A 17432-nucleotide genomic window follows, 5' to 3' on the forward strand; every position below is an offset into this window, starting at 1 on the left:
CGTCGCTCACAGTTGCGATTCGATCGGAAACAGCCCCAGAAACCAGACTTCCATCCGCCGCGCCGCCGACACTTCCGGCTCGTGATCGATTTCGGTGACCTTTCCGTCCGCATCGGTCTGAATCCACTTGAGCCGCCCTTTCCCGGCCGTATCGGTCCTCGGCTCGACACGCCACGCGATCCGGTCGAGTCGCGATTCCAGATCGTTGGCAACCTGCGACGCGATCGCCGGACTCTCGCAGAACACACCGATCTCGGTATTGAGGTTCAGCGAGCGCGGATCGAAATTCATCGACCCGATGAAAATGCGCTGGTGGTCGAACACGTAGGTTTTCGCATGCAGCGACGCACGCGACGAGCCGATGATGACGTCCTTCGAAATGCTCTTGTCGCCCGATGGCCGCCGCTCGTAGAGCTGCACGCCGGCTGCGACGAGGTCGCTCCGGTAGCGGCGATAGCCGGCATGCACGGCCGCCACGTCGGTCGACGCGAGCGAATTGGTGAGCACCGTCACACGCACGCCGCGCGCCGAATACGCGCGCAGCCGCTCGACGAAGTCCTTGCCCGGCACGAAATACGGCGACACGATCAGCAGGTCATGCTGAGGCTGCAACGCAAGTGCTCGCAACTTCGGCAACAGGTGCCCGTCGCTGTCCTTCGGCGCATGCGCGATCTTCGACGGATCGTCGTACAGCACCGTCGCGTGCCCCCACGACAATTCGGTACCCTGCCCGTGCACGATCCGGTCGAGCCGCTGCCGTGCTTCGAGCACGTACGGATTGTCCTCCATGGCCCTCAGGTAGTCGCGCAGCCGCTCGCGCTCGCGATCGAGCCCGCCCGGCGCAGCGTCGTGCCCGACCAGCGTATCGATCGGATACGCGTACGGCGAATTCCAGAACGTATCGAATTCGGTCGAGATGTCCTTCACCGCCGGGCCATGGACGACGACATCGAGATCGCCGAACTCCAGCATCGACGAGGCGCCGAAGTACTCGTCGCCGATATTGCGGCCGCCGACGATCGCCACCTGGTTGTCCGCGATCAGCGCCTTGTTGTGCATGCGCCGGTTGACGCGCGCGAACTCGAACACCGTGCCGATCTTCTTGAACCGGCGCGTCGCCACCGGATTGAACAAACGGATCTCGATGTTCGGATGCGAGCTGATCTCGAGCAGCTTGCGGTCGTCCGCGTTCGTGCCGAGATCGTCGAGCAGCGCACGCACGCGCACGCCGCGATCGGCCGCGCGAATGACGGCATCGGCCAGTTCATGCCCGGTCAGGTCGTCGTGCCAGATGTAGTACTGAAGATCCAGCGACCGGTCTGCCCGGTCGGCCAGCAGCACACGTGCGTCCAGCGCGTCGACCGGATCGGTCAGCAAGTGAAACGCATCCTGCCCGGGATGCTCGGCGGCCTGCTGCCGGAACGCGGCGCCCAGCCGCGTGTGTTCCGTATCGGTGAACGCATGCGTCGGCGCGCGATCGGCCTGCGGCGGAAGGCTGGCGCACGCAACGAGCGCCAGCAACGAGAGAATCGCACCCCACGAACGCAGCATGGTCATGATGACCGCCCCCACTCCCGGCGAAGTCTGTTTATTCTGGGCGCCGGATCGAGCGCGGCGCGGATCGGCAGTCCGGGCGCGCGACGCGTATCGCGCTCGGGCCGTGCCGCGCCACAGCATACTTCGATTGCAATCGGCACTGCACCGTTTCCGCGTTTTCCCGGTGGCGGTGCTGCAACACGCCCGGCCGGCGCGCGACATACCGCTGTCACACGCGGTGGAAGCGCTCGCAGCGGGATGTCAGCGGGGAGATCGATGCGGGCACATGCAAAGAAAAACCCGCGACGCATGCAGCCATCGCGGGTTTTCGGCATGCCACGGCACAGCGTGGCGCGGCATGAAATCTGGTGGGCCCGGCGGGGTTCGAACCCGCGACCAATCGATTATGAGTCGACTGCTCTAACCGCTGAGCTACAAGCCCTGATGAGATACGACGCGTGCTACACGCCGCCCTGGCAATGCAGCCGGGCCGGCATTGTAACAACAAAGGGGACAAACGCCACCGGCATCATGCAGATACCGGCGGCGTTCGCAGGAGAGACGCTCGAAATCAGTTCCCTTCGAGGAACGACTTCAGCTTGTCGGAACGGCTCGGGTGACGCAGCTTGCGCAGCGCCTTGGCCTCGATCTGACGGATCCGCTCGCGCGTGACGTCGAACTGCTTGCCGACTTCCTCGAGCGTGTGGTCGGTGCTCATCTCGATACCGAAACGCATCCGCAGCACCTTCGCCTCACGCGGCGTCAGCGAATCGAGCACGTCCTTCACGACGTCGCGCATGCTGGCATGCAGCGCTGCATCCGCCGGCGCGACCGTGTTGTTGTCCTCGATGAAGTCGCCAAGATGGGAATCGTCGTCGTCACCGATCGGCGTTTCCATCGAGATCGGCTCCTTCGCGATCTTCATGATCTTGCGGATCTTGTCTTCCGGCATCTCCATCTTCTCGGCGAGCGTTGCCGGATCCGGCTCGAGACCGGTTTCCTGCAGGATCTGCCGCGAGATGCGGTTCATCTTGTTGATCGTTTCGATCATGTGAACCGGAATACGGATCGTGCGCGCCTGGTCCGCGATCGAACGCGTGATGGCCTGACGGATCCACCACGTCGCGTAGGTCGAGAACTTGTAGCCACGACGGTATTCGAACTTGTCCACCGCCTTCATCAGGCCGATGTTGCCTTCCTGGATCAGGTCGAGGAACTGCAGGCCGCGGTTCGTGTACTTCTTCGCGATCGAGATCACGAGACGCAGGTTGGCCTCGGTCATTTCGCGCTTCGCCTGGCGTGCCTTCAGTTCGCCGGCCGCCATCTGGCGGTTGGTTTCCTTCAGGTCCTTCAGCGGCAGCACGACGCGCGCCTGCAGGTCGAGCAGGCGCTGCTGCTGTTCGCGGATCGCCGGGATGTTACGCGACAGGACCGCGCTGTACGAATGGCCTTCGGCCGTGATCTTCTCGGACCAGTCGAGATCCGTCTCGCTGCCCGGGAAGCGCGCGATGAATTCCGAACGCGGCATGCCGCACTTGTCGACGACGGTGTGCAGGATCTGGCGTTCGACCTGACGCACTTCATCCACTTGCGCACGCAGCGTGTCGCACAGGCGCTCGACGGTACGCGCGGTGAAGCGGATCGTCATCAGTTCGGTCTGGATCGTTTCCTGCGCCTTCAGGTAGGCCTTCGACTTGTAGCCTTCCTTTTCGAACGCGCGGCGCATCTTGTCGAACCACTCGCTGATCTGCGAGAACTTGTCGAGCGAGGCGCGCTTGAGGGCTTCGAGCTGGGCGGCGTTCGCCGATGCCTGCGCGGCGCCGTCGTCTTCCTCCTCTTCCTCTTCTTCCTCTTCCTCTTCGGCTTCCTCGTCCTCGTTCTCGATGGCTTCCGCTTCCTTCGCGGAGAAGCCGTCGGTATCGGCGGAGTCCGAAGCATTCGGATCGAGCAGGCCGTCGACGAGCTCGTCGACGCGGATCTCTTCGTTCGCGACGCGTTCGGCCATCGCGAGGATGTCGGCGATCGTCGTCGGGCACGCGGAGATGGCCATCACCATGTGGCGCAGGCCGTCCTCGATCCGCTTCGCGATCTCGATTTCGCCTTCGCGCGTGAGCAGCTCGACCGTGCCCATTTCGCGCATGTACATCCGGACCGGATCGGTCGTGCGGCCGAATTCCGAATCGACGGTGGACAGCGCGACTTCCGCTTCCTCTTCGACTTCATCGTCCGACGACGCGGCCGGCGCGTTGTCGTTCAGGAGCAGCGTTTCCGCGTCCGGCGCCTGCTCGTAGACCGCCACGCCCATGTCGTTGAACGTGCCGATGATGCCTTCGAGGGCTTCGGTCTCGGTGAAGTTGTCCGGCAGGTGGTCGTTGATTTCGGCGTACGTCAGGAAGCCGCGCTCCTTGCCGAGCTTGATCAGCGCGCGCAGTTTCACGCGGCGCTCTTCGAGCTCCTCGGCCGTGCCCGGCGTGCTCGTCGCGAACGCTTCCTTCAGCAGCGCCTTTTCCTTGGCGCGACGATCGCGCACCTTGGATTTGCCCGGTGCAGCCGCGGCTGCGGGCTGCTCGTCGCTCTGATTTGCGTCGTCAACGACGGATACTTCGTTCAGCTTTTTGGTCATGGAGTTCGCCGTACCGGCTATATCGACTCGCGGCTGCTGGACGACAGCCGGTTGAACCGTGGGTGCATGAGTAGTACGTACTGCCGTTTCGTCCGCGTCGGCAGTCGTGTCCCTTGCGCTTTTCGCACTTGCCCGCTTCGCCGCCGGCTTGGCCGGCCCGGAGTCGGGTCTCGCGGCAGCCCGTGTTCTGGCTGCCGGTGCCGGCGCAGCCTGAGCAGTGCCGGCCGCGGTTTTCTTTCCCGCTGAGGCTGACGTGGCTGAAGACGTTGTCCTGGTGGAAGAAGCAGACTTGGCCGCTGTGACCTTCTTGGTCGGCTCCGTCGAGCCCTTGCCTGTTGCTTTCTTTCCGCCTGTCGTCTTTGCCATCGCGATTCTCGCCTCTGCTTGGAAAACAAACCGCTGGAAACCTTATATTATAGCACGCTGGGGAGCCCTCTCTAAGCGCCCCGGCCGCCTACAGCCCGAGCCGACGTTTCATGTCGGTTCGCTGCTGGTTCAATTCCGTCAATTCGGCCAATTCCTCGGGTGTGAAGGTGGATTGCCGCGCCAGCCGGTCAAGCCGGTCACAGCAAGCGTCATAGCGCATCTTGAGCACCGCCGCCTGCAGTTCCTCCCCCGCGATCCGTTCCTGCTCACGCTGCCGCTCGGGCACCGTCTCGTCTTCCGGATTCTGTAACAGCAAATCGCGGACGTTTTCATCATAGTCCAGAATTTCGCGGAAGATTTCCTCGTAAGTCGCCCCGTTCGAGGACGTCCGCAGGACATCCGACAGCAGCCGGAACTCCGCGCCGTCGCCCAGCGCGCGCGCATGATCGACGACTTCCGCGAACAACTCGCCGATGCGCGGCAACGCGCGCAGGGTCGCAATCTGCTCGTCGTCGAGCTGCGACGCGATGCGCGGATGCATCACCAGCGTGCGCAGTGCGCGCTTTTCGCTGTCCGTCACGCGGCGGCGCTCGCTGCGCGCGGGCGCCTGGCGCGGCGGCGCCGCGATCCGCGTATCGACGTCGGACAGCCCCGCGACCTCTTCGAACGGGATATCGAGGCGGTCAGCGAACATGTGCATGATCTGCGCGCGCAACGCGTTCGCGGGCAGCGCCTGCAGCAGCGGCTTCGCATCGAACAACGCCTTCGCGCGCCCTTCCGGCTGATCGAGCGCCTTGCCCGCAATTGCTTCGTTCAGCAGAAATTGCGACAGCGGCATCGCGCGCTCGACCTGCTCGGAGAACGCGTCCGCACCGAACTCGCGTACATAGCTGTCCGGATCATGTTCGGTCGGCAAAAAAAGGAACCGGATCGTGCGATTGTCGCCCGCATGCGGCAGGCAGGCCTCGAGCGCGCGCCGCGCCGCCCGCCGTCCGGCCGAATCGCCGTCGAAACTGAAAATGACCGTGTCGGTCTGGCGCAACAGCTTCTGCACGTGAATCGGCGTGCACGCGGTGCCGAGCGTCGCGACCGCGTTCGGAAACCCGAGCTGCGCGAGCGCGACGACGTCCATGTAGCCTTCGACGACCAGCATGTACTTGCGCTCGCGAATCGCGAGCCGCGCCTCGAACAGCCCGTACAGCTCGCTACCCTTGTTGAACAGCGGCGTTTCGGGCGAGTTCAGGTACTTCGGTTCGCCACTGCCGAGCACGCGGCCGCCAAAGCCGATCACCTGCCCCTTCACGTTGCGGATCGGGAACATGATCCGCTCACGGAACCGGTCGTAGCGGCGCGCGACGCCCTGCGCGTCGGTCTTCTCGCTGACGATCACGAGCCCCGACTCGACGAGCGATTCGTCGCGATAGTCCGGGAACGCGGTTTCGAGGTTCTGCCAGCCGTCCGGCGCGTAGCCGAGACCGAAACGCGCGGCGATCTCGCCGGTCAGGCCCCGGTTCTTCAGGTACTGGATCGCGACGGTCGCACCGCGCAACTGCTTGCGGTAGTAGTCGCACGCGGCCGTCATCGCATCGGACAGCGCGGTCGCGACCGATTTCGACACCGGCGCCGGATAGTCGCCGCCACCGCCCCCACCGCCACCGCGCATCGACGGTTCGTGCGGCACGGTCAGCCCGACGGACTGCGCGAGTTCCTGCACGGCTTCCGGGAACGTGAGCCCCGCGTGCTCCATCAGGAAGCCGATCGCCGTGCCGTGCGCGCCGCAACCGAAGCAGTGATAGAACTGCTTGGTCGGACTGACGGTAAACGACGGGCTCTTCTCGTTATGGAACGGGCACAACCCCATGAAGTTGGCGCCGCCCTTCTTGAGCTGCACGTACCGGCCCACCACGTCGACGATATCGACGCGGTTCAGCAAGTCCTGCAGGAACGAATGCGGAATCACCGTGGGATCGAGCGAAAAAAGACAATACGACGCCCGGCGCACGCATCGCTGGGCGCGCCGGGAACGGGTTTTACTTCGTGAGCGCGGCCTTGACCTGCGCGGAAACGGCCGTCATGTCGGCACGGCCGGCGAGCTTGCCCTTCAGCACGCCCATCACCTTGCCCATGTCCTGCGGGCCGGCTGCGCCGGTTTGCGCGACCGCCGCCTGGACTTCGGCCGCCACTTCGGCGTCCGACAGTTGCGCGGGCATGTAGCCGCCCAGCACGACCAGCTCGGCCTGCTCCTTCGCGACGAGGTCGTCGCGGCCTGCGGCCTGGAACTGGCTGATCGAATCCTTGCGCTGCTTGATCATCTTGTCGATCACGGCCGTGATGTCCGCGTCGTCGAGCGTGACGCGATCATCGACCTCACGCTGCTTGATCGCGGCCATCAGCAGGCGAATCGTCGCCAGGCGCTCGCTTTCCTTCGCGCGCATTGCGGCCTTCATGTCTTCGCTGATCTGCTCTTTCAAACTCATCTTTCACCCGGAATGGAAACGTGAATCCGACGCCCGCGAATGGGCGTCAACACAAAAACCCGCTTGGGACAGTGTCTCAAGCGGGTTGCTCGAATCCGGCATCGGCGACTCGCCGCCTGATCGGCTGCGCGATCGTACCGAATCGCGCGGAGTCGCCGGTGCGCCGCTCAGCGAACCGCGCGGCGCCCAATCCTTCAGTACAGCTTCTTCGGCAACGTCTGGCTGCGAATTCGCTTGTAATGACGCTTCACTGCAGCGGCCTTCTTGCGCTTGCGCTCCGCGGTCGGCTTCTCGAAAAACTCGCGCGCGCGAAGTTCGGTCAGCAGACCGTTCTTCTCGATCGTGCGCTTGAAGCGACGCATTGCAACTTCGAACGGCTCGTTCTCTTTAACGCGAATGATCGTCATGATCCGACACGAATAAAGGTTTGCAGGGAAAGACTACCGAGTATAGCAGAGCGATTGGATTGTCCAAAGGCACGGGGCCTGGTCCCGCCAAGAGGCGCCGGCCCGTCAGGCGCCGCGCGAATACTCCGCCGCGGCTTGCCCGGCCGCCGTGCCGGACGCCCATGCCCACTGGAAGTTGTAGCCGCCGAGCCAGCCCGTCACGTCCATCGCTTCGCCGACGAAGAACAACCCCGGCACGCGCGCGCTCATCATCGTCGACGACGACAGCTCCCGCGTATCGACCCCGCCCTTCGTCACTTCGGCCTTCTTGTAGCCCTCGGTGCCGTTCGGCGTCAGCGTCCAGCCGGACAGCGCCTCGCCGATCTGGCGCAGCGTCTTGTCGGGCAGGTCCGCGAGCCGCGCGTCGGCCGCGACGCGATGCGTGTCGAGCCACGCATGCGCGAGGCGCGACGGCACCCAATCGGCGAGCAGCGAACCGATCTGGCGCTTCGACGAGTGCTTCGCGTCGAGCAGGTCGGCCACCGTGTCACGCTGCGGCAGCAGGTCGACGCGGATCGGGTCGCCGGGCTGCCAGTAGCTCGAGATCTGCAGGATGCCGGGCCCCGACAGGCCACGATGGGTCAGCAGCAGATCCTCGACGAATTCGCCGCCGCGCTTCTTGTCGCCAGTCGACACGCGCACTTCGAGCGACACGCCCGACAGGGCCGCGAACGGCGCCCAGTCCTGCTGCGCGAACGTCAGCGGCACGAGCGCGGGCCGCGTATCGACGAGCTTGTGGCCGAACTGCTTCGCCAGCCGGTAGCCGAAGTCGGTCGCACCGATCTTCGGGATCGACAGGCCGCCCGTCGCGACGATCAGCGCGCGCGCGCCGATCGCCCCCGCCTGCTGCGTGTCGAGCACGAACCCATCGGCCGGCGCGTGGCGCACCGCGTCGACGACCACGGGCCGGCGCCACGCAATGCCACCTGCGTCGCACTCGTGCTTCAGCACGTCGATGACCGCGTCGCTGCCGTGGTCGCAAAAAAGCTGGCCCTTGTGCTTTTCGTGCCAGGTCACGTGATGGCGCTTGAGCAGCCCGAGGAAGTCGCGCGGCGTATAGCGCGCCAGCGCCGAACGCGCGAAATGCGGATTCGACGACAGATAGTTGTCGGGCCCGGCGTACAGGTTCGTGAAGTTGCAGCGGCCGCCGCCCGAGATGCGGATCTTCTCGGCGAGCCGTGGCGCGTGATCGATCAGCACGACGCGGCGGCCGAGCTGCCCGGCAACCGCGGCGCTCATCATCCCGGCGGCGCCCGCGCCGATCACGGCGATGTCAAAAGTTTCCATGGCGCGGATTGTACCTGCCCGGCATCGGGCCCGGGCCGCCGCCAGCGGCGGCAGGCCCTCGCCTGCTATACTTTCCGGTTACGTTGACCTTCCTGCGGCGCGCTCGATACGGCGCGCCCTGCCCGCACCCATGCTCGTTCTCGGCATCGAAAGCTCCTGTGACGAAACCGGCCTCGCGCTCTACGACACGCAGCGCGGCCTGCTCGCGCACGCGCTCCATTCGCAGATCGCGATGCACCGCGAGTACGGCGGCGTCGTGCCCGAACTCGCGTCGCGCGACCATATCCGCCGCGCATTGCCGCTGCTCGAGGAAGTGATGGCGCAAAGCGGCACACGCCGCGACGACATCGACGCGATCGCGTTCACCCAGGGCCCCGGCCTGGCCGGCGCGCTGCTGGTCGGTGCGAGCATCGCCAATGCGCTCGCCCTCGCCTGGAACAAGCCGACCGTCGGCATCCATCACCTCGAAGGCCATCTGCTGTCGCCGCTGCTCGTCGACGAACCGCCGCCGTTCCCGTTCATCGCACTGCTGGTGTCCGGCGGCCATACGCAACTGATGCGCGTGACCGACGTCGGCGTGTACGAAACGCTCGGCGAAACGCTCGACGACGCGGCCGGCGAAGCGTTCGACAAGACGGCGAAGCTGATCGGCCTCGGCTACCCGGGTGGCCCGGAAGTGTCGAAGCTCGCCGAGACGGGCACGCCGGGCGCGGTCGTGCTACCGCGCCCGATGTTGCATTCGGGCGATCTCGACTTCAGCTTCAGCGGCTTGAAGACCGCCGTGCTCACGCAGATGAAGAAGTTCGAAGCGGCGAAGCTGGAGGGCGCTGCGCTCGACCGCGCGAAGGCCGACCTTGCGCGCGGCTTCGTCGACGCGGCCGTCGACGTGCTCGTTGCGAAGTCGCTCGCCGCGCTGAAAAAGACGAAGCTCAAGCGCCTCGTGGTCGCGGGCGGCGTCGGCGCGAACCGCCAGTTGCGCGCGGCGCTGTCGGCCGCCGCGGCCAAGCGCGGCTTCGACGTGCACTATCCCGATCTCGCGCTCTGCACCGACAACGGCGCGATGATCGCGCTGGCGGGCGCACTGCGGCTCGGCCGCTGGCCCGAGCAGGCGAATGCCGACTACGCATTCACCGTGAAGCCGCGCTGGGACCTCGCGTCGCTCGCACGCTGAACCGCGCAACCCACGCAAAAAAGGCCGCTCGGTGAGCGGCCTTTCTCATTGGCGCGACAAAAAGACGCAGCGTTATGCGGCCTGACGCTTGTCGCGCTCGATCAGCGCATACGCACTGTGATTGTGGATCGACTCGAAGTTCTCTGCTTCGAGCACATACGCAACCACGCGCTCGTCCGCGTCGAGACGCTGCGCGACGTCGCGCACGAGATCCTCGACGAACTTCGGATTCTCGTATGCGCGCTCGGTGACGAACTTCTCGTCGGGACGCTTCAGCAGGCCCCACAGTTCGCACGACGCCTCTTCTTCCGCGATGCGAATCAGCGCCTCGACCGGCAGGTCGGCCGCGAGCTCCGCGTCGATCGTCACGTGCGAGCGCTGGTTGTGCGCGCCGTACTGCGAGATCTTCTTCGAGCACGGGCACAGGCTCGTCACCGGCACGAGCACCTTCAGGAACAGGCGCGTGTCGCCGTGGCGGCTTTCGCCCGCGAGCGTCACTTCATAGTCGAGCAGGCTCTGCACACCCGACACCGGCGCCGTCTTGTTCACGAAATACGGAAACGTGACCTCGATACGGCCGGCTTCGGCTTCGAGCTTCTCGAGCATCGACGCGAGCATCGCGCGGAACCGCTCGACCGTCAGCGGCGCGCGATTCTCCTCGAGCAGCGCGACGAAGCGCGACATGTGCGTGCCCTTCTGGTCGGCAGGCAGGCGGACGTCGAGGTTCCAGACACCGACGGTCGGCTGCACGTCGCCGCTTTCGGTACACACCGTCAACGGATGCCGGACCGCCTTCACGCCCACGCGCTGAATCGGAATCTGACGGGTATCCACCGTGCTCTGCACGTCGGGCATCACGAAGGCGGGATTCATCTGGTTCATCTTGTTCAATCCTTGTAAGCCGCGCGTTCGACGACGCGCACGCCGCGTCATGCGGCAGCCGGAAAAGCAACATGGGCCCGCAGGCCCATGTTTTCCGCATCAATGAAGACCGGTTGCGCCAGTCGCACCGGCACCGCCCGCAGGCGGCGCCAGCTTATGCGACGCGCTTCGCCTGACCGGCGACATCGGCCGCCGGGTTCAGAAAGCGTTCGCGAATCGATTTCGCGATGCCCGCGCCGTCGAGGCCGCATTGCGACAGCAGCTTCGCGGGATCGCCGTGATCGATGAACAGGTCAGGGAGGCCCAATTGTAGTACGGGTCGGATAACCCCACTCTCCATCAGGGCTTCCACGCAGGCCGAACCCGCGCCACCCATCACGCAGCCTTCCTCGACCGTGACGAGGTAGTCGTGCGTTTCGGCGAGTTCGCGCACGAGCGCAGCGTCGACCGGCTTCACGAAACGCATGTTCGCGACGGTTGCGTCGAGCTCTTCGCCCGCAGCGAGCGACGGTGCGACCATCGTGCCGAATGCGAGGATCGCGACGCGCTTGCCTTCCGGCTGCGACGTCTGGCGACGCACTTCACCCTTGCCGAGCGGGATCTCGGTGAATTCCTTCACCGTCGCCACGCCCGTGCCCGCGCCGCGCGGATAGCGCACCGCGGTCGGGTTCGGCTGCTGCAGCGCCGTGTGCAGCATCTGGCGGCATTCGTTCTCGTCGGATGCGGCCATGATCGTCATGTTCGGGATGCAGCGCATGAACGCGAGATCGTATGCACCCGCGTGCGTTGCACCGTCCGCGCCGACGAGGCCCGCGCGGTCGATCGCGAACACGACCGGCAGGTTCTGCAGCGCGACGTCGTGGATCAACTGATCGTAAGCACGCTGCAGGAACGTCGAGTAGATCGCGACGACCGGCTTGAGGCCTTCGGTTGCCATGCCGCCCGCGAACGTCACCGCGTGCTGCTCGGCGATGCCGACGTCGTAGTAGCGGTCCTTGAAGCGCTTCTCGAACTCGACCATGCCCGAGCCTTCGCGCATCGCGGGCGTGATGCCGACGACGCGCGTATCGCGCTCGGCTTCATCGCACAGCCATTCGCCGAACACCTGCGTGTAAGTCTTCTTGGCGGGCGTGGTCGACGGCTTGATGCCTTCGGCCGGATTGAACTTGCCGGGGCCGTGGTAGAGCACGGGATCGGCTTCGGCGAGCTTGTAGCCCTGGCCTTTCTTCGTCACCACGTGCAGGAACTGCGGACCGCGCAGTTCGCGGATGTTCTGCAGCGTCGGGATCAGCGAATCGAGATCGTGACCGTCGATCGGGCCGATGTAGTTGAAGCCGAACTCTTCGAACAGCGTAGCCGGCACGACCATGCCCTTCGCGTGCTCCTCGAGCTTGCGCGCGAGTTCGAGCACCGGCGGCGCAACGCTCAGCACGCGCTCGACGCCCGCGCGCGCAGCCGCATAGAAGCGGCCCGACATCAGGCGTGCGAGATGGCGATTCAGCGCGCCGACCGGCGGCGAGATCGACATGTCGTTGTCGTTCAGGATGACGAGCACTTTCGCATCTTCCGACACGCCCGCGTTGTTCATCGCTTCGAACGCCATGCCGGCCGTCATCGCGCCGTCGCCGATCACGGCGATCGAGAAGCGGTCGTCGCCGTTCAGCTGGCTGCCGATCGCCATGCCGAGCGCGGCCGAGATCGACGTGCTCGAGTGTGCGGTGCCGAACGTGTCGTATTCGGATTCGCTGCGACGCGGGAAGCCCGAGATGCCGTCCTGCTGACGCAGCGAATGCATCTGGTCGCGACGGCCCGTCAGGATCTTGTGCGGATAGGTCTGGTGGCCCACGTCCCAGACGATGCGATCGTTCGGCGTGTTGAACACGTAGTGCAACGCGATCGTCAGCTCGACCGTCCCGAGGTTGGACGACAAATGGCCGCCCGTCTTCGACACGCTGTCGAGCACAAACGCGCGCAGTTCATCCGCGAGCGGTTGCAGTTGGCGACGATCGAGGCGGCGCAAATCCGCCGGGTCGTCGATGGTTTTCAGCAAGTCGTACATCGTCGTTCCATTGTAGGAAATCAAACGCGCCCGCATTCTGTTGCACGCATCGTAGCGTATGCGCGGCGGCGGGCTTTCGCGTCAGCTGACCCGGTTCACTACCAGGTCGGCAAGTTCGGCGAGACGCTGTGCGCGTGCGCCGAACGGTTTCAGCGCGTCGTGCGCTTCGGCGCGCAATTGCGCTGCCAGCTCGCGCGACGCCTCGAGGCCGAGGATCGATACGTAGGTCGGCTTGTCGTTCGCCGCATCCTTGCCGGCCGTCTTGCCGAGCGTCGCCGAATCGGTCGTGACGTCGAGAATGTCGTCGACGACCTGGAAGGCCAGACCCACGGCCCCCGCATAGACGTCGAGCGCAGCCATCGTTTCCGCCGAAGGCGTCTCGCCAGCCAGCGCGCCCATCCGCACGGCTGCACGCAGCAGTGCGCCGGTCTTCATCCGGTGCATCGTCTCGAGCTGCTCGCGCGTCAGCTTGAGGCCGACGCTCGCCAGGTCGATCGCCTGCCCGCCGGCCATGCCGATCGAGCCGCTCGCGAGCGCCAGTTCGCGCACGAGCGCAGCCTGCTGCACCGGCGACAGCGCATCGGCGTCGGTCAGCGCAACGAACGCCTGCGACTGCAGCGCATCGCCAACCAGCAGTGCCGTCGGCTCGTCGTACTGCACGTGCACGGTCGGCTTGCCGCGGCGCAATGCGTCGTCGTCCATGCACGGCATGTCGTCATGCACGAGCGAGTAGACGTGGATCATCTCCAGCGCCGCTGCCGCCGCATTGCGTGCCGCTTCCGTCGCGCCGCTCAGTTCGCCTGCTGCATGGCACAGCAGCGGGCGAACCCGCTTGCCGCCACCGAGGACCGCGTAGCGCATCGCCTCGTGGAGTTTCGCGGGCATCGCGGTTTCAGCGGGCAGATAGTGGCCGAGTGCGTTCTCGACACGGTCTAGCACAGACCGCATCCATTGTTCGAATGTCATAGATCGTCGTCTTCGCCGTCCGTGGCGGCCGTTCCGGACGAAAGCGGCTTCAGCGTCGCGCCGTCGAGCACACGAACCTGTTGCTCCACTTTCTCGAGCTGCTGTTGGCAAAACGCAACGAGGGTCGCACCGCGGCGGTATGCCGTCAGTGAATCCTCGAGGCTCAACGCGCCGCCTTCCATCCGGGCAACCAGCGTCTCGAGTTCCGCGAGCGCCATCTCGTAATTGTCCGGCAACGGTTCGGTGCCATTGCCGGGCGGCGTGGCGCCAGGGGATGCGGTTTTCGCCATGGACGAGGGTGTCAAATTTCAAAACAAGTCGGACATTCTACGGCAAAAGAGAATTCTCCGACCTGCCGTCGTGGGCACCCCGGAACATATTCCGGCCCCATCTCCGACACACATTGTGCGCCTTCCGATGGTCACCCGACAAAAAATTGACACAAATCAGGCACTTAATCCTAGCCTTGCGAGGCGAACCGGGTATAATTCCCCGTTTCCCTAAATCGATTTTTCGATGGTTGGGTTGTTCACTGCTTTCACGCTAACACCGGGAGTGGGAATGTCCAATCTGAGCGATGCGCTTCAGTTGAAGTCGGCTCACAGCCAGCTTCCAGTCACTGCATATTTCGATGAGGCGCTACTCGAGCGCGAGATCGAAACCCTCTTCAAGAAAGGACCTCGTTACGTCGGGCACGAGTTGATGGTGCCCGAGGCGGGGGATTATTTTGCGCTGCCGTCCGAGAAGGAAGGCCGCGTGCTGGTCCGCAACCAGACGAACCAGATCGAACTGCTGTCGAACGTCTGCCGTCACCGCCAGGCGATCATGCTCAACGGGCGCGGCCACACGCAGAACATCGTGTGCCCGCTGCACCGCTGGACGTACGACCTGGAAGGCGAGTTGCTCGGCGCGCCGCACTTCCCCGACAAGCCGTGCCTGAACCTCGGCAAGAGCCCGCTGCAAAACTGGCAGGGGCTGCTGTTCGAGGCCGAAGGCCGGAATGTCGCGCGCGATCTCGCCAACCTCGGCACGAAGCATCATTTCGACTTCTCCGAGTACCACTTCGATCACGTCGAAGTGCACGAGTGCGATTACAACTGGAAGACGTTCATCGAGGTCTACCTCGAGGATTACCACGTCGTCCCGTTCCACCCGGGCCTCGGCAGCTTCGTGTCGTGCGACGACCTCAAATGGGAGTTCGGCGACTGGTACAGCGTGCAGACGGTCGGCGTGCACAACGCCCTCGCGAAACCGGGCAGCGCGACCTACCAGAAGTGGCACGAGCAGGTGCTGAAGTTCCGCAACGGCGTGCCGCCGGAGTTCGGTGCGATCTGGATGGTCTACTACCCGGGCCTGATGATCGAGTGGTATCCGCACGTGCTCGTCGTGTCGTGGCTGATTCCGCAAGGCCCACAGAAGACGACCAACATCGTCGAGTTCTATTACCCCGAGGAAATCGCGCTGTTTGAACGCGAATTCGTCGAGGCCGAGCGCGCCGCCTATATGGAAACGGCGGTCGAGGACGACGAGATCGCAATGCGGATGGACGCAGGCCGCCGTGCACTGATGGCACGCGGCGAGTCGCAGGTCGGCCCGTACCAGAGCCCGATGGAAGACGGCATGCAGCACTTCCACGAGTTCCTGCGCCGCCACCTCGGCGACCTCTGACGGCCGGTGCGGCACTTTGACGCCGCACCGCATATGCCATACGAAAAGACGGGCTTCGGCCCGTCTTTTTTTGTTTAGACTTGGAGTGTCAGGCCAATTGCACTCCAGGGAGTCGTCATGCCACACACTCACTACACCACGCTCATCTCCGCCGCCAATCTCGCCGAGCGCCTGGCCGCGGCGCCCGGCAGCGTCGTCCTGTTCGACTGCCGCTTCGATCTCGCCGATCCCGGCGCGGGTGAAGCGGCCTATGCGGCCGGCCACCTCCCCGGCGCGCACTACCTTCATCTCGACCGCGACCTGTCGGGCCGCAAGACCGGCACCAACGGCCGCCATCCGTTGCCGACCCGCGACGCACTCGCCACGCTGCTCGCCAGCCGCGGCCTCAAGCAGGGCCAGCAGGTCGTGGCATACGACGCACAAGGCGGCGCGTATGCGGCGCGCCTGTGGTGGCTGCTGCGCTGGCTCGGCCACGATTCGGTCGCCGTGCTCGACGGCGGCCTGCAGGCCTGGGAAGCAGCCGGTCAGCCGCTGACGGCCGACGTGCCGCAACCGGCCGCCGGCGATTTCCGCGCGGCAGCGCCGCTCGAATCGACGGTCGACGCGGCGGCCGTGCTCGCGAACGTGACGTCGCCCGCGCGCGTCGTGATCGATGCACGCGCACCGGACCGCTACCGCGGCGAAAACGAAACGATCGATCGTGTCGGCGGTCACATCCCCGGTGCGCGCAACCGCTTCTTCAAGGACAACCTGAACGCCGACGGCCGCTTCAAGACCGGCCATGAACTGCGCGAGGCGTTCTCGACCGTGCTGGCAGGCACCGAGCCGAACCGCGTGATCCTGCAATGCGGCTCCGGCGTGACGGCGTGCCACAATGCGCTGGCAATGGAAGTGGCCGGCCTGCACGGCGCATCGCTGTACCCGGGCTCGTGGAGCGAATGGAGCGCCGATCCGTCGCGGCCGATCGCAACCGGCCCGACGCCGTAAGCGCGGGCGCCACGCAGCAGTGATAAAGCGGCGGCATGGGCCGCCGCTTGTCGTTTACATCACGCCGTACTTGTGGAGCCACGCGATCGCGCGCTTCCAGCTCTCCTCCGCATCGGCCTTCACATAGCTCGGCCGATAATCGGCAAAGAACGCGTGGCCGGCATCCGGATACACGACGATCTCCGATTCGCGCGCGAGCTTCGAATCGCTCGTCTGGATCGCCTTGCGCATGTCGGCGAGCGATGCCTGCGTGATGTTCGCGTCCTTCTCGCCGTAGAGCCCGAGCACGGGCACCTTCAGCAACGATGCATGATCGACCGGGTTGAACGGCGTCATCTCGTCGGTCTTGCCTTCGACGAACCCGTACCATGCAACGGCCGCACGCACGTGCGGATTGTGCTCGGCATACAGCCAGCTCTGACGGCCGCCCCAGCAGAACCCGACCACGCCGAGACGCGCCAGGTCGCCGCCGTTCTTGCCGGCCCACGCGACGGTCGCATCGAGATCCTCGGTCACCTGGCGGTCCGGCACCTTGCTGACGATGTGCTCGGACAGCTCCTTGATCGTCGGATACTTCGCCGCATTGCCCTGCCGTGCGTACAGGTCGGGCGCGATGGCGAGATAACCGAGCTTCGCGAAGCGGCGGCAGACATCGGCGATGTGCGCGTGCACGCCGAAGATCTCGTGAATCACGATGACGACCGGCAGGTTCGTCTTGTCCTTCGGCTGCGCGCGATACGCGGGCACGCTCGCGTCGCCCGAGCGGATCTCGATGGTGTCGACGTCCAGCCCTTCGCTGTCGGTCGTGACCGTCTGCGCCGACACGGGCAGCACGGCCGCCGCGAAGGCACCGCCCAGCGCGGCCTGCATGAACTTGCGGCGCGAGAACGGAACGTGGGGGACCAGGCTGTCGACTTCGGGTTTCAACATGAATGCACTCCTCGATTGGGCGCCGCCGTCACGA

At 65.2% G+C, this 17432-nt stretch carries 14 protein-coding genes and 1 tRNA gene; 3 read left to right on the top strand and 12 right to left on the bottom strand.

Annotation, left to right across the window (positions count from 1 at the left end):
• Positions 1 to 6: 6 nt before the first annotated feature.
• The 7 genes from HWX87_RS04510 to HWX87_RS04540 all read right to left on the bottom strand — a co-directional run bounded on the left by HWX87_RS04510 (position 7) and on the right by HWX87_RS04540 (position 8735).
• On the bottom strand, positions 7 to 1557 hold the full coding sequence (locus tag HWX87_RS04510) for a phospholipase D family protein (RefSeq protein WP_176045981.1): 1551 nt from the start codon (positions 1555 to 1557) through the stop codon (positions 7 to 9).
• 345 nt (positions 1558 to 1902) lie between these two features.
• Positions 1903 to 1978: transfer RNA gene (locus HWX87_RS04515), tRNA-Ile, on the bottom strand.
• Between the two features lie 129 nt (positions 1979 to 2107).
• Positions 2108 to 4525 (bottom strand): RNA polymerase sigma factor RpoD, encoded by a 2418-nt coding sequence (gene rpoD, locus HWX87_RS04520; RefSeq protein WP_176045982.1) that lies wholly within the window; start codon positions 4523 to 4525, stop codon positions 2108 to 2110.
• 88 nt (positions 4526 to 4613) lie between these two features.
• The gene (gene dnaG, locus HWX87_RS04525) at positions 4614 to 6485 is read right to left on the bottom strand and encodes a DNA primase (protein WP_176045983.1); all 1872 of its coding nucleotides are present in this window, start codon (positions 6483 to 6485) and stop codon (positions 4614 to 4616) included.
• Positions 6486 to 6555: 70 nt separating this feature from the next.
• The gene (locus HWX87_RS04530; protein WP_176045984.1) at positions 6556 to 7002 is read right to left on the bottom strand and encodes a GatB/YqeY domain-containing protein; all 447 of its coding nucleotides are present in this window, start codon (positions 7000 to 7002) and stop codon (positions 6556 to 6558) included.
• Positions 7003 to 7196: 194 nt separating this feature from the next.
• Positions 7197 to 7409, bottom strand: a complete 213-nt coding sequence (gene rpsU / locus HWX87_RS04535) for a 30S ribosomal protein S21 (protein ID WP_006751743.1) — start codon at positions 7407 to 7409, stop codon at positions 7197 to 7199.
• A gap of 105 nt (positions 7410 to 7514) precedes the next feature.
• A complete protein-coding gene (locus HWX87_RS04540; RefSeq protein ID WP_176045985.1) occupies positions 7515 to 8735 on the bottom strand; it encodes an NAD(P)/FAD-dependent oxidoreductase in 1221 nt (406 codons plus the stop codon).
• 130 nt (positions 8736 to 8865) lie between these two features.
• On the opposite strand from HWX87_RS04540, the gene tsaD reads away from it, so the two are divergent.
• Positions 8866 to 9906, top strand: coding sequence for a tRNA (adenosine(37)-N6)-threonylcarbamoyltransferase complex transferase subunit TsaD (tsaD, locus tag HWX87_RS04545; RefSeq protein WP_176045986.1), 1041 nt, complete (start codon positions 8866 to 8868; stop codon positions 9904 to 9906).
• 72 nt (positions 9907 to 9978) lie between these two features.
• Here the strand turns inward: tsaD and folE2 are convergent, their stop codons facing one another.
• The 4 genes from folE2 to HWX87_RS04565 all read right to left on the bottom strand — a co-directional run bounded on the left by folE2 (position 9979) and on the right by HWX87_RS04565 (position 14103).
• Entirely contained in the window at positions 9979 to 10788 is an 810-nt protein-coding gene (gene folE2, locus HWX87_RS04550; RefSeq protein ID WP_176045987.1) for a GTP cyclohydrolase FolE2, read from the bottom strand.
• Positions 10789 to 10942: 154 nt separating this feature from the next.
• The gene (gene dxs / locus HWX87_RS04555; protein WP_176045988.1) at positions 10943 to 12847 is read right to left on the bottom strand and encodes a 1-deoxy-D-xylulose-5-phosphate synthase; all 1905 of its coding nucleotides are present in this window, start codon (positions 12845 to 12847) and stop codon (positions 10943 to 10945) included.
• An 81-nt stretch (positions 12848 to 12928) separates the two neighbouring features.
• Entirely contained in the window at positions 12929 to 13813 is an 885-nt protein-coding gene (locus HWX87_RS04560) for a polyprenyl synthetase family protein (RefSeq protein WP_176045989.1), read from the bottom strand.
• The gene (locus tag HWX87_RS04565) at positions 13810 to 14103 is read right to left on the bottom strand and encodes an exodeoxyribonuclease VII small subunit (protein ID WP_011355806.1); all 294 of its coding nucleotides are present in this window, start codon (positions 14101 to 14103) and stop codon (positions 13810 to 13812) included. The genes HWX87_RS04560 and HWX87_RS04565 overlap by 4 nt, the downstream gene beginning before the upstream one ends.
• 271 nt (positions 14104 to 14374) lie before the next feature.
• On the opposite strand from HWX87_RS04565, the gene HWX87_RS04570 reads away from it, so the two are divergent.
• Together HWX87_RS04570 and HWX87_RS04575 are read left to right on the top strand one after the other, a co-directional pair.
• Positions 14375 to 15481, top strand: a complete 1107-nt coding sequence (locus tag HWX87_RS04570) for an aromatic ring-hydroxylating dioxygenase subunit alpha (protein ID WP_176045990.1) — start codon at positions 14375 to 14377, stop codon at positions 15479 to 15481.
• Positions 15482 to 15598: 117 nt separating this feature from the next.
• On the top strand, positions 15599 to 16468 hold the full coding sequence (locus tag HWX87_RS04575) for a sulfurtransferase (RefSeq protein WP_176045991.1): 870 nt from the start codon (positions 15599 to 15601) through the stop codon (positions 16466 to 16468).
• 54 nt (positions 16469 to 16522) lie between these two features.
• Here HWX87_RS04575 and HWX87_RS04580 read toward each other — a convergent pair whose 3' ends face one another.
• Positions 16523 to 17398 (bottom strand): dienelactone hydrolase family protein, encoded by an 876-nt coding sequence (locus HWX87_RS04580; RefSeq protein ID WP_176045992.1) that lies wholly within the window; start codon positions 17396 to 17398, stop codon positions 16523 to 16525.
• Between the last annotated feature and the right edge of the window lie 34 nt (positions 17399 to 17432).

Source organism: Burkholderia sp. BCC1644, assembly GCF_902833225.1.
GTDB lineage: Bacteria > Pseudomonadota > Gammaproteobacteria > Burkholderiales > Burkholderiaceae > Burkholderia.

Excerpts from the sequence above, each read along its gene's own strand:
- HWX87_RS04575 (WP_176045991.1), top strand. The coding sequence starts at position 15,599 with ATGCCACACACTCACTACACCACGCTCATCTCCGCCGCCAATCTCGCC.
- HWX87_RS04570 (WP_176045990.1), top strand. The coding sequence starts at position 14,375 with ATGTCCAATCTGAGCGATGCGCTTCAGTTGAAGTCGGCTCACAGCCAG.
- dxs (WP_176045988.1), bottom strand. The coding sequence starts at position 12,847 with ATGTACGACTTGCTGAAAACCATCGACGACCCGGCGGATTTGCGCCGC.
- rpsU (WP_006751743.1), bottom strand. The coding sequence starts at position 7,409 with ATGACGATCATTCGCGTTAAAGAGAACGAGCCGTTCGAAGTTGCAATG.
- HWX87_RS04580 (WP_176045992.1), bottom strand. The coding sequence starts at position 17,398 with ATGTTGAAACCCGAAGTCGACAGCCTGGTCCCCCACGTTCCGTTCTCG.
- HWX87_RS04510 (WP_176045981.1), bottom strand. The coding sequence starts at position 1,557 with ATGACCATGCTGCGTTCGTGGGGTGCGATTCTCTCGTTGCTGGCGCTC.
- HWX87_RS04530 (WP_176045984.1), bottom strand. The coding sequence starts at position 7,002 with ATGAGTTTGAAAGAGCAGATCAGCGAAGACATGAAGGCCGCAATGCGC.
- folE2 (WP_176045987.1), bottom strand. The coding sequence starts at position 10,788 with ATGAACCAGATGAATCCCGCCTTCGTGATGCCCGACGTGCAGAGCACG.
- tsaD (WP_176045986.1), top strand. The coding sequence starts at position 8,866 with ATGCTCGTTCTCGGCATCGAAAGCTCCTGTGACGAAACCGGCCTCGCG.
- HWX87_RS04540 (WP_176045985.1), bottom strand. The coding sequence starts at position 8,735 with ATGGAAACTTTTGACATCGCCGTGATCGGCGCGGGCGCCGCCGGGATG.
- HWX87_RS04560 (WP_176045989.1), bottom strand. The coding sequence starts at position 13,813 with ATGACATTCGAACAATGGATGCGGTCTGTGCTAGACCGTGTCGAGAAC.
- HWX87_RS04565 (WP_011355806.1), bottom strand. The coding sequence starts at position 14,103 with ATGGCGAAAACCGCATCCCCTGGCGCCACGCCGCCCGGCAATGGCACC.
- rpoD (WP_176045982.1), bottom strand. The coding sequence starts at position 4,525 with ATGGCAAAGACGACAGGCGGAAAGAAAGCAACAGGCAAGGGCTCGACG.